The 14,614-nt window shown below is 35.9% G+C and carries 18 protein-coding genes; 11 read left to right on the top strand and 7 right to left on the bottom strand.

The features are described 5' to 3' along the window. Window positions 1-2: 2 nt before the first annotated feature. Together ACMAWV_RS08165 and ACMAWV_RS08160 are read right to left on the bottom strand one after the other, a co-directional pair. A complete protein-coding gene (locus tag ACMAWV_RS08165) occupies window positions 3-872 on the bottom strand; it encodes a hypothetical protein (RefSeq protein ID WP_412462653.1) in 870 nt (289 codons plus the stop codon). Between the two features lie 15 nt (window positions 873-887). Next, window positions 888-1,811 (bottom strand): hypothetical protein, encoded by a 924-nt coding sequence (locus tag ACMAWV_RS08160; protein WP_412469600.1) that lies wholly within the window; start codon window positions 1,809-1,811, stop codon window positions 888-890. 277 nt (window positions 1,812-2,088) lie between these two features. Here ACMAWV_RS08160 and ACMAWV_RS08155 point away from each other — a divergent pair, with 277 nt between their 5' ends. The 3 genes from ACMAWV_RS08155 to ACMAWV_RS08145 are packed head-to-tail and all read left to right on the top strand — an operon-like array spanning window position 2,089 to window position 3,870. Beyond that, window positions 2,089-2,394 (top strand): hypothetical protein, encoded by a 306-nt coding sequence (locus tag ACMAWV_RS08155; protein ID WP_103217349.1) that lies wholly within the window; start codon window positions 2,089-2,091, stop codon window positions 2,392-2,394. Continuing rightward, complete coding sequence (locus ACMAWV_RS08150; protein ID WP_392991804.1) at window positions 2,372-2,698, top strand: hypothetical protein; 327 nt, start codon at window positions 2,372-2,374, stop codon at window positions 2,696-2,698. The genes ACMAWV_RS08155 and ACMAWV_RS08150 overlap by 23 nt, the downstream gene beginning before the upstream one ends. Continuing rightward, complete coding sequence (locus ACMAWV_RS08145; protein WP_103217351.1) at window positions 2,695-3,870, top strand: Hsp20 family protein; 1,176 nt, start codon at window positions 2,695-2,697, stop codon at window positions 3,868-3,870. The genes ACMAWV_RS08150 and ACMAWV_RS08145 overlap by 4 nt, the downstream gene beginning before the upstream one ends. 3 nt (window positions 3,871-3,873) lie before the next feature. Here the strand turns inward: ACMAWV_RS08145 and ACMAWV_RS08140 are convergent, their stop codons facing one another. Continuing rightward, window positions 3,874-4,581 carry an MgtC/SapB family protein gene (locus ACMAWV_RS08140; RefSeq protein ID WP_103217352.1) on the bottom strand — a complete coding sequence of 236 codons (708 nt, stop codon included), beginning with the start codon at window positions 4,579-4,581 and terminating at the stop codon, window positions 3,874-3,876. A gap of 130 nt (window positions 4,582-4,711) precedes the next feature. Here ACMAWV_RS08140 and ACMAWV_RS08135 point away from each other — a divergent pair, with 130 nt between their 5' ends. Further along, a complete protein-coding gene (locus ACMAWV_RS08135) occupies window positions 4,712-5,764 on the top strand; it encodes a phosphatase domain-containing protein (RefSeq protein ID WP_412462654.1) in 1,053 nt (350 codons plus the stop codon). Here the strand turns inward: ACMAWV_RS08135 and ACMAWV_RS08130 are convergent. Beyond that, window positions 5,727-5,972: a hypothetical protein gene (locus ACMAWV_RS08130; protein WP_103217354.1), complete on the bottom strand. Its 246-nt coding sequence runs from the start codon at window positions 5,970-5,972 to the stop codon at window positions 5,727-5,729. The two genes, ACMAWV_RS08135 and ACMAWV_RS08130, sit on opposite strands and share 38 nt — an antisense overlap. On the opposite strand from ACMAWV_RS08130, the gene ACMAWV_RS08125 reads away from it, so the two are divergent. Continuing rightward, on the top strand, window positions 5,971-7,419 hold the full coding sequence (locus tag ACMAWV_RS08125; protein ID WP_412469601.1) for a hypothetical protein: 1,449 nt from the start codon (window positions 5,971-5,973) through the stop codon (window positions 7,417-7,419). The two genes, ACMAWV_RS08130 and ACMAWV_RS08125, sit on opposite strands and share 2 nt — an antisense overlap. Before the next feature lie 15 nt (window positions 7,420-7,434). Here ACMAWV_RS08125 and ACMAWV_RS08120 read toward each other — a convergent pair whose 3' ends face one another. Continuing rightward, window positions 7,435-7,695 carry a hypothetical protein gene (locus ACMAWV_RS08120; RefSeq protein ID WP_103217356.1) on the bottom strand — a complete coding sequence of 87 codons (261 nt, stop codon included), beginning with the start codon at window positions 7,693-7,695 and terminating at the stop codon, window positions 7,435-7,437. A gap of 219 nt (window positions 7,696-7,914) precedes the next feature. Here ACMAWV_RS08120 and ACMAWV_RS08115 point away from each other — a divergent pair, with 219 nt between their 5' ends. From ACMAWV_RS08115 to phnE, 3 genes are read left to right on the top strand one after another with little or no spacing between them, the layout of a single operon-like run. Beyond that, window positions 7,915-8,832: a phosphate/phosphite/phosphonate ABC transporter substrate-binding protein gene (locus tag ACMAWV_RS08115; protein ID WP_392991797.1), complete on the top strand. Its 918-nt coding sequence runs from the start codon at window positions 7,915-7,917 to the stop codon at window positions 8,830-8,832. Window positions 8,833-8,868: 36 nt separating this feature from the next. Beyond that, a complete protein-coding gene (phnC, locus tag ACMAWV_RS08110) occupies window positions 8,869-9,630 on the top strand; it encodes a phosphonate ABC transporter ATP-binding protein (RefSeq protein ID WP_103217358.1) in 762 nt (253 codons plus the stop codon). Window positions 9,631-9,654: 24 nt separating this feature from the next. Then, entirely contained in the window at window positions 9,655-10,749 is a 1,095-nt protein-coding gene (gene phnE, locus ACMAWV_RS08105) for a phosphonate ABC transporter, permease protein PhnE (protein ID WP_103217359.1), read from the top strand. Between the two features lie 80 nt (window positions 10,750-10,829). On the opposite strand, the gene ACMAWV_RS08100 is transcribed toward phnE, so the two are convergent. Next, window positions 10,830-11,063 (bottom strand): hypothetical protein, encoded by a 234-nt coding sequence (locus tag ACMAWV_RS08100; protein ID WP_103217360.1) that lies wholly within the window; start codon window positions 11,061-11,063, stop codon window positions 10,830-10,832. 130 nt (window positions 11,064-11,193) lie between these two features. Here ACMAWV_RS08100 and bfr point away from each other — a divergent pair, with 130 nt between their 5' ends. The 3 genes from bfr to ACMAWV_RS08085 all read left to right on the top strand — a co-directional run bounded on the left by bfr (window position 11,194) and on the right by ACMAWV_RS08085 (window position 13,881). Beyond that, on the top strand, window positions 11,194-11,670 hold the full coding sequence (gene bfr / locus ACMAWV_RS08095; RefSeq protein WP_103217361.1) for a bacterioferritin: 477 nt from the start codon (window positions 11,194-11,196) through the stop codon (window positions 11,668-11,670). 79 nt (window positions 11,671-11,749) lie between these two features. Continuing rightward, window positions 11,750-13,441, top strand: a complete 1,692-nt coding sequence (locus ACMAWV_RS08090) for a FecR domain-containing protein (protein WP_412462656.1) — start codon at window positions 11,750-11,752, stop codon at window positions 13,439-13,441. After that, window positions 13,441-13,881 (top strand): hypothetical protein, encoded by a 441-nt coding sequence (locus tag ACMAWV_RS08085; protein ID WP_412469602.1) that lies wholly within the window; start codon window positions 13,441-13,443, stop codon window positions 13,879-13,881. Before ACMAWV_RS08090 ends, ACMAWV_RS08085 begins: the two co-directional genes overlap by 1 nt. Here the strand turns inward: ACMAWV_RS08085 and ACMAWV_RS08080 are convergent. Then, the gene (locus tag ACMAWV_RS08080; RefSeq protein ID WP_392991790.1) at window positions 13,878-14,597 is read right to left on the bottom strand and encodes a hypothetical protein; all 720 of its coding nucleotides are present in this window, start codon (window positions 14,595-14,597) and stop codon (window positions 13,878-13,880) included. The two genes, ACMAWV_RS08085 and ACMAWV_RS08080, sit on opposite strands and share 4 nt — an antisense overlap. Window positions 14,598-14,614: the final 17 nt, after the last annotated feature.

The raw sequence follows: 14,614 nt of genomic DNA, 5'->3' as shown, positions 1-14,614 counted from the left end.
AATTAATGGGCAAGCTTATTTCCATCAACGAGCTTGCCTGTTTTATATGAATTCGACAAATCCCCATCAATCGTTGGAAATGAAATAATTGGAACAATCAAGCTTTGCTCTTCTTTTTCTATTTTTGTACAAAGTGCAATATAGAAGAAGCTAACACCACTTTTTTCGAAGGCCTTAAAGTATGCAAAGGCCTCTTCATCATCTTCGTCTTTGAAAACGTAAAGCTCATCGTAAGACTCAATTGTAGGCTTTAAATAGTCCATATAAAGAGTGAAATCTTCAAATGGTATATCGAACTCTTTTCGATGAATCATCATCTCAGCGAGTAATTTAGACTTTTTAAGTTCAATATGCTCAAAATCTTCTGGGTCTAAAATTGAATTACTCTCTATTTCACGGTGGTAATCTTCAAGTGATTCAACCTCTTCTCCAACTTGAAAGTCTTGCACAAAATAATCATTGGCAGTTGCCGTTAATGCCAACACGAATGAAGGCGTATGATCAAAAACAAAGCAAATGGCCATTAAATGGATATCTTCACCTTTATGATTAACTTTAGAAATAAAAGTAAAAATTTCTTCTTTAAGATCATTTTCTAAGCGCCATATCTCATCAGGTTTATGTAGCACACGATCAACAAAAGCAGGATTTTCAAGGGCCTCTAAAGCAGGCTCATCAACGATATTAAGATCTTTTCTCTTCTTTTCAATCTTACCTGTGAAGTAGTCAATTAGCGGTGAATAAAATTTTTCTATACATGCTTCACTACAAAAGCTTAGATTAGAACCATCTTCAACAAAGAGTAAATCTTCGATAGATGGAACAACTTTTTTACAATTCTTGCAGTAGTAAATATTATCTGAAATTAACAATGAAGTATCCTATTTTTAAATTGATAAATTAAGCCCAGCAAATAGCGTATTCCCGTACAATACAGGAAGATCCCAAAGTTTAGTCGTTTCATTTAAAACAGAAGTATCTGGACGACTCACCTGAAAACCTGCTCCCATATTTAAACGAACAGAACGTGACATACGAAGAAACATTTGAGGCATTAAGTATGAATATTTTAAGTCAGAATTTAGAGAATTAGCAGTAAAGAAATCACTTGAAGAGACCTTTACTTCCCCATAAGTCAAAAGGAATTGAATTTCATGTGAAACCATAATTCCAAGGTTGGCCTTAATATGTGAGATGTCACCAACGGCCATTTCTTCGTCATTATCAAGAGTGTCTGCAAAAACTCTTTCATAATCAACACCAAGCGCAACAGCACCAAAGCGTTTTTCTGTAGAAACTCCTAAAAGACGATCATTTCTTTGTGTTGAAAATTCACTATCACCTTTAAATCTCATCCCTAGGTATGTATCGATAATGAGCTTATTATAATCATTACCAATTTCAAGCCAATTGAAGCCAAGCTTAACACCTGAATTGGCCTGTTCAAATTCAGAAGTTTCTAAAGACTGAGCTCCCCTAGCAGATAAGTCGATAAAGATGCCGTGAGCAAATCCCATCTTTAAATTAAAATTTACAAAATTTATATTTTCATCAGTAATGAATGATTTATTTGCAACATAGCCTAGAGAGAAATCATAATACTCTGGTAAAAAGGCCCAAAAATCAGAGCTAGAGCTAGATGTTTGTGCACGAGAAACACTTCTTTCACTTCTAGCAGGAGCACTAGGTCTTGTTGTCACAGGATTATAAGAGCCACCATTACTAGATGATGACTTTGGTGAATAGTCCACCAATGCGAGAGTAGAAAAGTTGAATAAAATTGCCAGGGTTGCAGCTGTTAAGATATTCATCAAAAACATTCCTTGTTCATTGAAAATTTAACGCCTTCTTAGCGTCTACTTAATTGTATCTTTATATTTTCTTAATTTCAATGCATGCATAACCTACCGCAAGCATCAAGTACTTTAAAAATAACAGTAACTTGCCCGAGCGCGTTCATAAATTAACCTGAAAATACGTATAGCATCAAAGGAAATGTATGCCGTCTGCCAAATAGTCTCTAAAATTTATAAAATAACTCTAGAGATTTTCACGAAAAATTTCAAAGCGAAATTCAGGAGGAATGAGTTGATCGAGTTAGGATTTTTAAAACGCTATGATTCAATTAAGAGATTAATCGACTTTGGTGCAAATGGATATTTCCCATTATTTGAAGATATTGCAATGGGAAGTGATTTCGAAGAGATTCGAATGACAAAAGCTCAACGCCTTAAAGCAAAGTCCCTGCTTAAGAAAATTTCATCACATAATAACCTAGAAAAACAACGCGTTCTCTTTTCAACATTTGATGAGATTGACCAATACATCGTCGCTCGTGCATTAGTTGAAATGGTAGAAGGAAAGATCTTAGATGCTAACCCACAGCTTCAATAAGCTATTAATCATTGCAACAATCGCTCTAAGCGCTAATGCTGAATACCGAGTCTATCAGTACATGGTCTCTTCACGTCTAAATCCGAGAGGGCCAGCGAGTGTGATCATTACTTCAACACTTGATCCAAATTCATATGTAAAGTACCACGGAGGCAATCGCTCTATTCGCGTCAACCTCCTTAACACTTGGATGTGTAAAGGTCATACTGGTGGCGATCCAGTTTGTGCAGCACCGCTTGCCAAGCTAATGGATGTAACAAATCCAGAAGAAGCACAAGAGCAAGGAAATAACGGCGCACTATGAGAATTGAAGATAGCAACCAATTTAGTAAGCAGAACTTAAAGCTTAAAAATGAGCGCGAACGCCTTATTAAGGATAAAAAACAAGAAATTGAATCAATCCGTAAAAACTATAATCAGATGGCAAGTGATCAAAGGATTATCGGAGAAGAAAAACTAGATTCAGTACGTGATCAAAACCAAGTAGCTATTATCGAATCACTCAATCATAAAGAGGCCAGGCTTAATGAAATAAAAAATAGTCTTGAAAAAACTGGTCAACAATTTGCAAAGCAAGAAAAGCATACAAAACTTCAAACAGATGCCAATATTGCTGCCATTAGAGACAACTATCAGCAACAATTAGAATATGTCCATCAAAGAGGTCGTGACGATCTTGAGGATACATCAAATACTGTCAACGAATTGGCCCAAAAGGTTAAGTACGACAATGAAGAGTTCATTATTGACGAGACAGCAAAGGCCAAGAATCTCGCCAATGAAATTTCCGTTAGAAATGATGGCTTTATTCAACGAATTAATAAACAATTCGATCAACGTGTTGATAAATTATCAAAAGAAAATTCGACAACCGTTAAAGACCTTGAAAGAGAGCAACGCAAAGAGATGTCTAAGCTAAAAAGCGATCACCATTTCAAGCTAACTCAAACAGATGTTTTTCAACAAAATGAGCTAAAAAGCCAAAAAGCATTCCACGAGGATACTGTAAAAAGCAGAAAAGATGCCTTCGAAAAAAAGTATGCGGATCTTCAAAAGGAACACCAAGGCCTAATGGGGCGCCTTAAAACAAAAATAGATGAAGAGTTAAATGCTCTTAAGAGTTATTATACAAAGGCCAAGGAAACGATCCAAGAAAAAGGCCAAGATAGCTTTTACAATATTACAAAGCTAGAGCCTAACATTAAAAGTGATCAGAACTTTTACTACTTCTCTATTGAAGTGCCTAAACACGAAGAAGAAACTATTCATATCAATGCTCAAGAGCGTGGCATTACAGTTACACAGAATAGAAAATTCGATCAGCGTGTTGAAGAAAATGGAAACACTTTCAAGTCAAAACGTTCAGAGAGTTTAGTTAGACAATTTGATGTACCAGAAATTCTCGATGGAACTAAGGTAAGTCGAAATTACGATCTTGAAACTTCGACTCTTACCTATCGTATTGCAAAAAGATAATTCTTATAAAATATCACGATCTCTTTGGTGAAACTCAACCTTATTCACACGAATGAGCGTTTTAATTTCACGCTTAATCGGAGCAACCCAACGAGGGTGAAGCTGAACATTTAAAGTTAGAAGTCTTTCGTCTGATACAGCATCAAGAACTTCTTCACTTACAATTTCAATATCCTCAACTCTTGAGTATAGAATCTCCTTAACATGTCCACGAATTCGACCATTTGAAAGCACTTCAATATAGAAGTTTTGCTTGGCCTTCTCAGACTCAAGCATACGATAAACTGGGTTAATAAGACGCAGAACTGCAAAAAGTGAAATTGTAATCAAACTAGCAATCACAGGATAACCAAATCCAACAGTCATCCCAATAGCAGCAACAACCCATACAGTAGCTGCAGTCGTCATCCCTACAACATTACCACGGCCTTGTATAATGGCCCCTGCACCCAAGAAACCGATACCACTTACAATTTGCGCGGCCATCCGATTGGGATCGGCCACCGTGCCCATATGCTCACTCATGGTCAGAACACTAAGAGATGTATATGTTGCTGCCCCTAGACAGATCAACATATTCGTCTTTATCCCAGCAGATTTCATCTTCTGTTCACGGTCATATCCGATAAAGCCACCTAGAAAGATTGAGCAAACAACTTTGATGCCCATCGAAATATAAACTGGTTGCTCTCCAATGAATTCAATATACATATAACCTCTTGTGGAATAAAATAAACTAAAGTCTATTTTAACAAGGATTTATCAGTTGAAAAGGGCCAAGGCCGTAAATTTTTTAGCTATTCAGACGAATAACTACCTTAATCTCAAGGCAGACTTCACAATGAGTGAAAATTTGTATTCGAAGAATAAGGACTTTGAAAAATTTGAAGCGCGTTTTCCTATTCAAGCTTATAAATTACTTAGGGCATATGAGTTCGAAATTAAGGTTGTGGCCTTAGATCAAAATAACAAAGAACTCTTCACAAAGAACTTAGAAACAGATTCATATGGAGGCCTGCTTGCCAAGATACCTCTTCCTAGAGATTGCAAGGATTGCTTGGCAAAGATTGAAGCCTACGAAATTTCTAAATACCCAGGGCTTGAGTTACATCTTGGGACCTTCATCCCATTAAAGATTACAGATAATCGAAAAATTATTATCTGTGACTTTGATAAGACGCTTGTTGAAACAAAATACTCGAAGCCAAGTGAAATCTATGACTCATTAACAAGTCCTTTAAAGAATTATCCAACATTAGATAATTCAGTGAAACTTCTTAAGTCATATATTGAAATGGGATATCACCCATTTATTCTTTCAGCATCTCCACACTTTTATGAAGATGCAATTCGTGACTGGCTATACGCTAATGAAATTTTCACGGCCGGTATCTTTCTAAAAGATTATCGCCGCATTCTTTCTATATTAGAAAATGATCTAACTCCAAAAGATATCAAGACTCAAGGAATTTATAAGCTAGGCCACTTACTCGATATCGTTAACATGACAGATATTCCATCTTCTGTTGTTTTAATGGGAGATAATTTTGAGTCAGACCCATTAATTTATCTAACATTCTCTGAGCTGTTATCCGGCCGAGTTGAGCCGAGACAGCTTTGGAATGAGCTAAAAAGAGTGGAAGACTTTAAAGTTACAGCACGTCAAAACGGACTTTTCTTAAATAAGATTTTTCAAATCAAGGATAATGTAAAACACCATGGGCTTGATAAAGAAGTGAAGATTTACATTAGAAAAAAAGGCAATGAATCGCAGCTAAATATTCGCGCTCCGTTCAACTCTTACCATGGAAAGATTGAGTTATATGATGGAAATCTTCTAGCAAATGAAAGTGAGACTAAGAAGCAAATAGAAGCTCAGGGGCCCACAGAATAATTTGTCCAATACAAATATATAGACCTACTTTATGAAACCTTTGAGTGAAATCTTCACCAAAGTTTTTAGAAAATTGTTTTGAAATAGGCCAGTTGGCCGGAGAGAATCTAGTTAACTCAATGGCCACTCTAAGACCAGACAAGGCAACACATACGGCAATAAAAGTTTGATTGCTAGGATTAACAAGTGAACTTAAAATATTAGACATGAGCGCTCCATTTAAAGAAAATTCTCCACTATACATAGAACTCTTCGACAATTTAGAGGAATCAATTTACCAATTGGCCGCCCTCGATAAGGAAGATGTAAAACTTGCCTGGAGTAATTTGAGAGAAAGCTCATATTTTGGGCCAAATATTTTAAAAGGCGCAATTCATAAACTCTTTAGTCAGGTATTTGCCCACCAAAGTACTTTTTTAAAAGACCATTCGGATGAATACTATAGAAAGTCGTATCATAAGCTAATAACTAGCTACGCTCAAGGCCTAGGTATCAGTCCAAAAGACGCACTTTATTTAAGCTTTATGCATGAGTACTTAAATAACCCAAGTGCTGTCTTTGAAGGGATAAAAGATTATCACTTAGAAGCGAACTCTCCAATTGAGTTAATCAATACTCCAATCCAAGAGACTTTCAATGACAAAATTAGATTTGTTCATTTCAAGTCCGGACAAAACCTTGAGGCCATCGTTATTCAAAACCTAATGTCACCTTTTGCAACATATGGTGGTGTTAATGAAGCGGGATTAAGTGTCCAACTAGTGCAAAGAGATGCATTAAAGATCAACTATAAGGGAATGAGCGCAAGCTACTTGGCCCTAGTTGTTTTATTAGGTTTCAACGATATTAATGAGGCCGTAAAATTCTTAAAAGAACAAGAGCTTGTTTTCCACTGGGAGTTCCATATAAAGGATGCTGGTGGTAATTACCGAGTTGTTGCTATTGATGGCCAAGAAGTTCATGTTTATGACGGCAAAGAAAGGACTGAAAAAGATTATTTTAAATACCATCTTGATACATATAAGAAGAAACATTGGCCGACGACAATCTCGGCCTTAACGATTAATTCAGGTGATATTTATCTTTCAATTTTTGATTCAAAGAAATTTGAAATAAAGCAAATTCACTACTGTGATCTCTTTAAATCGACTTTCTCAGTTGTCTCAAAGAAACAAAAGGTGACGAAAGTTTTTAAAGAAATATTTACGATAAAAAACTACCTCAACAACGCGCAAGTAGCTTTTAACAATAATCTTTCGGAAGAGTGTTATCATCAATTGCAACTGGCCATTGTTTTTGCCAAAAAGATGTCAGGGAATGGAAATCAAAAGAAGCTTATCTCAAAGCTTGAACTTACTTTTATGGCCTGCCAGTATATTTTTGAGTCGCATAAAGAAACACAACAATACATTCTACAAAATTTGATAAAATTATATCCATCCTTAGATGACTACCATAGAGATTTAGCACTTATACTAATGCAAAGGCTGCAGATCCTTATGGACGAAAAAATTCATTTAATCGATGGCCCAAAAGAGCTTAAAAGAGTGATTTTTACGGAATCAAAACTTGGAAAATTCCCACACCAGGCCCTAAAGAAAACAACTTTACTAAGGCCAAACCACCTTGATTTCTGCCCGACATCAGGACTGTAGTGGCGCACAAAGAAATTAGAGAATATTTAGCCTTCTGATGGCCTCATTCATCTTCTCTTTTTTGTCTTTTAGCTTCTTTTTCACAGAGCGTTTGCGTTCGTAGAGCTCCTCTACAAAGCTTTTTATCAATGACATACGCTTACTATCATTATTGCTCTCATCAAAATTTTTTGATCCATCACAACCTTTATGAAGCCGCTTCACACGTGTCTGATCTGAGCTTATTTGATCAGTTGGACGCACGGGATTTTCGAGTTTTTTGATATTTAACGCCATGTTCTTATTATAACCTTGTTTAAATTAGACAAAGACTAAATATTATAAAAACTACCTAAGATAAATTACTGAAATTATTCAGTTTTTAAAGATAATTATAATTGTGATTAGGTTGACATTAAAAAACTGTCTTATTCATGCTAAAAGAGCGTAATTTCAAAATGTTAGATTTTTTTAGATTTCTATATATTAGGATTCAATATACGAGGAGAACAACAAATGAAACACACAATTGTTGCGGTAATGAGCATTGTACTAGCAATAACGACAGGGATCTCTTGTAAGAGAGATATGAAACTAGGAAGTAAAGATAATCCTGTTAAACTTTACTTTACACCATCAGTTGATGCAGACACTATTGCGTCGAATTCAGTTCACTTTATCAAATTCTTAGAGAAAGAAACTGGTCTTTACTTCAAGACAGGTATTCCAACAAACTATATCTCAGTTGTTGAATCTTTTGGTTCAAAAAGAGCTGATATTGCTGTTATGAACTCTTTCGGTTACCTAATGGCAAATGAAAAATATGGTGCAAGTGCAAAGCTAAAAGTTCTTCGTTATGGACACGACTACTACCAAGGGCAAATCATTGCTCACGTAGACAGTGGAATTAACTCAATTAAAGATCTTGAAGGTAAGAAATTTGCATACACTGACCCTTCATCAACTTCAGGATACATGTTCCCACTAAAAATTATGATGGAAAACAATGTAAAACCAGGAAACACAACTTTTGCTATTAAGCACGACAACGTTGTAACAATGGTATACCAAAGACAAGTAGATGCTGGTGCAACTTACTACTCTGCTCCTTCAGAAGATGGAACAATCCGTGACGCTCGTTCACGCGTAAAAACTCAATTCCCAGATGTTGAAGATAAAGTAAAAATCGTTCAAATCACTGAAAAAATTCCTAACGATCCATTCGTATTTAGAAAAGATCTACCAGCTGACGTAACAGCAAGCTTTATTGCTGCAGTTAAGAAATACATCGCTACTCCAGATGGAAAAGATGTATTCGAAAATATTTACAGTGTAGGTGGCCTAGTTGATACAACTGATGCAGATTACGATGGACTAAGAAACGTAATTAAAACACTAAATATCAATCTTGAAGAACAACTTAACAAGAAATAGTAGTTTTTTACTTTATTAAATAAAGAGAGAATAAAAATGATTCTAGAAGTTAAAAATGTTAACAAAGTTTATCCGAACGGATGCCACGCCCTAAACAACGTTAGCTTCAACGTTAACAAAGGCGAGTTCCTAGTAATTATCGGTCTATCAGGTTCTGGGAAATCGACAATGCTAAGATGTATGAATCGTCTTCACGACGTTACTAGTGGAGAGATCATCTTCGAAGGACAAGACATCACTAAACTTAAGGGTAGTGCAATGAGAACTGCACGCTCACACATCGGGATGATCTTCCAACACTTTAACTTAATCCCAAGAAGAACTGTTATGACTAACGTTCTTTCTGGAACACTTGCAAGAACAGGAGTTATCAAGTCGGTACTTGGTATCTACTCTGAAGAAGATAAGAAAAAAGCAATGGAATACATCAAGATTGTTGGTCTTGAAGGTAAAGAAAACGTACGTGCAGACAATCTTTCAGGTGGTCAGCAACAACGTGTAGCTATTGCTCGCGCTCTTATGCAAAACCCTAAGGTTCTTCTTGCTGATGAGCCAGTTGCGTCTCTTGACCCTGCAACTTCTCACTCTGTTATGCAATACCTTAAAAAAGTTAACGAAGAACTTGGTGTTACAGTTATCTGTAACCTTCACTTCTTATCACTTGTTAGAGAATACGCATCACGCGTAGTAGCTCTAAAAGGTGGAAAGCTGATCTATGAAGGTCAACCACTTGATATTAACGAAGAATGGTTCCAGACAATTTATGGCGAAGATGCTGTAGAAGTAACAATTAACTAAGTTTTTTGGATATAGGATTAAATAATGACAACGACGACTCAAACGGCAGATACGCAAGTTAATAACTTACCAAAACCAAGAGAAGAGTACACATCATACAAAGTTAAGATGAATTTCTTTTCTTTCTTAATCGATTTTCTTCTTTGGTCATACATGATTCTTGTTTCATGGAAGATCGTATGGGAGAGACTAATTCTTGGTCTACGTTACCCAGACTTTTCTTGGAACCAACCACTAATCGCTCTTGGAGCAGGTTTTGTAGTAGCAGCAGCTCTTTACACAACTAAAATGTCTCTTGGACGCGGATTAACTGGTATTATGAAAAGAGATGAGAACACTCTATTTATGAAAGAGCCATTCTCATTCGTACTTATTGCAACAGTAGCACTAACATTTATTGCTAGTATTTATGTTTCACAAATTTCAATTTATGAATTCCTTTCTGAATCAGGAATGACTGGTGCTAAGAGAATCTTTACAGCTCTTTTAACACCAAACTTTGCAATTTTTGAAGAAGCTCTTTTTGCAGCAATTGAAACGATCTACATGGCCTTCATTGCAACGGCCGTAGCACTTCCAATTGCATTTGTTCTAGCGTTCTTTGCAGCTAGAAACCTAATGAATGGATCTCGTCTAACAATGACAATTTACTCTGTTGTTAGATTCTTTCTAAACGTTTCACGCTCAATTGAGCCACTAGTATGGGCGATTATCTTCTCTGTATGGGTTGGTATTGGACCTTTCGCTGGTATGATGGCACTTTGTCTTCACTCTGTATCTTCACTTTCGAAGCTATACTCTGAGCAAATTGAAAACGTTTCTAATGGACCGATTGAAGCAATGATGGCAACAGGTGCACACCCAGTTCAAGTAATCTGGTTTGGTGTTGTTCCACAAATCGTTCTTCCATACCTATCTTTCTCAATCTACCGTTGGGACATCAACGTACGTATGGCCACAGTAATTGGTCTAGTTGGTGGTGGTGGTATTGGTACAATGCTAATGCAGTACCAAGGTCTAGCGAAATGGAATGAAGTTGGTCTTCTAGTAATCGTTATTGCAGCGATTGTTTGGATCATGGACTGGCTATCTTCTAAGATTCGTGAAGCAATCAAGTAGAACTGATAATTCAATATTTCAATACAAAAGAAGGCCCGCATCCGCGGGCCTTTTTATTTCTCTCCCTAAATAATTAAATCTTAGTTTTCACACATTCCTTTTTTAGAAAATGAGTCTTGAATCTTAAGCGCATCACCTTTTGTATACCAAAACTGGCTATGAGGTTTATCGTTTATCAAGATACGATAATGATTCTTAGCTGGATGCTTTTGTAGTGAGCAAGCACCCTCTACCGATGCAATGTCTCGCTGAGGGGATGTCCCACAAGAAACGAGCGTAAGCCCTAATACGGCCATGGCCATTAACTTTTTCATAATTCCTCCTACGTCCTAATCACGTAGTAAAATTATCGGATAATCTTAAGAATAACTTTAGCGTATTACTCAACTATTATTGTATTTAAAAAAGAACCGCTTTCATGTATGCTTTATAAAAGGAGAAAAAATGAAAGGAAATCAAGAAGTTATCACTATTTTTAATGAGTTACTAACACAAGAGCTATCGGCCATTGATCTCTATTTCCTTCATTCACGCCTTTTTCAAGACATGGGACTGACTAAATTATATGAGCGCATTGATCATGAAAAAGATGATGAAACAATTCACGCAACCAAGCTAATTGAAAGAATTATCTTCTTAGAGGGCCTACCTGAGTTAGGAACGCGTCTTCCATACAAGCCAAGTCGTGATGTGAAGCAATTATTATCTGATGAGCTTCAGTATGAAGTTGAAAATAGTAAATTACTTAGAAAGGCAATCGCCCTCTGTGAGTCTGTTAATGACTATGTTTCAAGAGACCTACTATTGGGACTACTTTCAGATACTGAAAATGATCATATCGATTGGCTAGAAACTCAACTTTCACTAATTGATAAAATTGGTTTACAAAATTATCTACAGACTGCATCTGAATCTGTTTAAAGAAAGTAAAAAAAAGTAAACATTCATCTGTTTTTTATTTATAATTAGATAAATTAATTAAACACGGATGTTTACTTTTATGAATCTAATTAAAATATCATTTCTCTTAATTTCTTTGAGTTTTATTCAATCCAATGCAATTGCCGCCTTTGCAAAAGTTGTAAATATACGAGGAGAAGTTTCACAACTTCCACCTGGTGCCATGCAAGCAACTTGGATCAAGAAAGGACAATTACTAAAAGAAAATACTTCTATTGTAACCAGACTTCGCTCATTTGTGAAAATTGAGATTCTAGATGACGGAAGTTATATTGTTGTTGGGCCAAATTCTAAAATCGAACTCACAAAAGTGGAAAAGAAATCAGGAAGTATTATTCAGGTTCTAAACGGAAAGATGCGATCTAAAATTGTTCCGGCCAAAAAGTCTAAGGGCCATAGCGCATTTAATAAAGTCTATATCAAAACAAAAACAATGGCCTTAGGTGTTCGAGGAACTGAGTTTGTTACAGTCGTCAGCCAAGAAAACCAAGCAACTTCTGTTGTCACTCTTGAGGGAGAAGTAGCTGTTAAGAAAATTAATAGTGAGAGTATTGATCCTGAAAAAACCGTTAGAGACAATCTTGACCGCGATGATGTTACGATTGTTAAAAAAGGGACTGCATCAACAACATATGCACACCTATATGACGAAACTCCACCACAAAAAGTTAACCCAAGCCAGCTTATAGCACTTGAAAAGAATGAGAATTTAGAAAGTGTGAAAAGAAGCGATATCCAAAAAGCAACGACAGAGGATCTTAGTAAGAAACAGATCACAGATCTTTATGGCAAGGATGTTGAAGAAGACGAAGTTCCAAAAAATGGTGCTATCGTCGATCTTGATTCTGCGATTTTTATTCCAGCGATCCAAGACGAGTCACTTGATGTTGGGAGTGTTGATAAGAACACAGGGCAATTTGTTGCTGCCAATGGAATCGAGCTAGACAAAAAGAAAGGCTTTGTTGCAACTAAGCAAGATGATGAGACAAAAGAAGTTGTCAAAAAACTTAATGACAAAATTGAATACAAAGAAGTTCAAGGTCATGAAGTTGTAGACCACCGCCCTTATACAGGTGCTGCCAAATTAGCAGGTATGCAAAATTCGTGGGGACTTAAAACAGGAATTAGTGCCAAGCAAATGAATTATGCGACGATGGGAAATATGAATGGAAGTGATGATGACAATTATATCGGACTTGGTGCTGATATTATTGGACATTACCGTCATGTATTAAATCAACAACTATACCTTGATTACATCTTTGGAATTCATGCCTATTTCATGGATCGAGATAAACTAGAACCAGAAGAAATGGATGATGATATTCTGACATTTGAGCTAGGAATTCAAGCTTATTACCGATTAAATAATCGCTTCAGACTTACAGCAGGTTATTTTATGAATGACGAAATGTTTCTAGTTGCACGATTTGAAACGAGCCTAACTCCAGTAATGGATCAAAGAACACAATTTGCACCTTACCTTAAATTTGGTGCTGAATATGACTACAGTGATAATTGGACATTCCTAACAAATTACCGTTCATATATTGTTGACACTCATCATCCAAATATTGCCATCTACTCTGGAAAAGGTTTTGAACTAGGAGCGAGAAGACATCTTTCGAAGTCAACTGCCCTCTTATTTAATTTCTTACACCGCGAATTTATTGCACAAGATATTATCGTTAAAAATAAAGACTTTAGCGTCTTATATGAAATGGAGTTTTAATGAGAGCGCTATTATTAATTACACTACTTTTTAGTTTATCATCATGTTTTAAAACAGATGCTGATGGTAATGCCTACCTTTTTGAAAATGATAATAGGGCCGTACTCTCTTTTGAATTCTTCAATGCTGACACAACCTTAACTTGGTATTTTGGAATTCAAAACCAAGTTGGGACAAGTGCAACAGATGTGGAAGGCTTTAATTCCTCACAGTACTGGTGTATTGAGAATGTTTATATTCAATTGAATTCTGGGGATGTCTCAAGTGCTAACTTTGATGTTGTCTTAAATAACACTCCAACGGGTGCAGGAATTGGTTTCCCTGGTGGAAATGTAAATATTTCGATAGCTCCCGGTGATCAGGTTAAGGCATATATGACCTGCTCGACTTGCATAAACGGATACGGAACAATTAATTTTGAACTTGGGAAGTGTAACTAGCTCAATTTCTTTCTGCTGAATTTTATGAGTGCGAGGTAAATTATAAGATCAGCGAGATAAAAAATTGGAATCCAGTACTTGTGAAAAACAATAAAGTTTAAAAAGAAATACGAATAATAAATGATATTGACACAAAGGCCGACAAGTAAGAATTTGTCGGCTTTTTTGTATGCAAGATAAGCAAAGCGAATATAGACTAATAAACTCAAAAAAGCGACGACACGATAAGATGCTGTTAAGAGTTTACTCATATTAAATGGCATGATTAATTTTGTGAGCTCATTAGTTGTCTTTGAAAGTACATCATCACTTATACAACATGCACCACTGCCCTCAATTAAATACAGAAAGAAATGAATCCCAAAAATAAAAAGGGCCAAGTAAACCACTATCTTATACATCGTTATAAGTAGACTATGTTCTTTTAGAATATTGCTTAAGATACTCCACAGATCTAGACGAGCAAGAAAAATGAAGAAGAAAATAAGAAGAGTAACTCCAATCTTATAATCAGAATACATGGGAACAAAAACCAAAGAAGTAATAAGAAAACAAATCATCCCTTGATAAAAAGGCATTCTTTCAATTGGCAAAGTCGATTTAAAAATTAGCTTAACTCGTAAAGCATGAAAGCTTAATGCAAGATAGTACAGAGCAGCTAAAAGAGTAAAAGCTACATATATAATTACATTTAGATCAGAGAGTGAATATTCCATAAATTTTCTTAAGATCA

The sequence above is a fragment of the Halobacteriovorax sp. RT-1-1 genome, from assembly GCF_047085455.1.
Classification (GTDB): domain Bacteria; phylum Bdellovibrionota; class Bacteriovoracia; order Bacteriovoracales; family Bacteriovoracaceae; genus Halobacteriovorax_A.
Note: the sequence above shows the minus strand (reverse complement) of the source record. Positions and strands in the feature narration are given on the sequence as shown.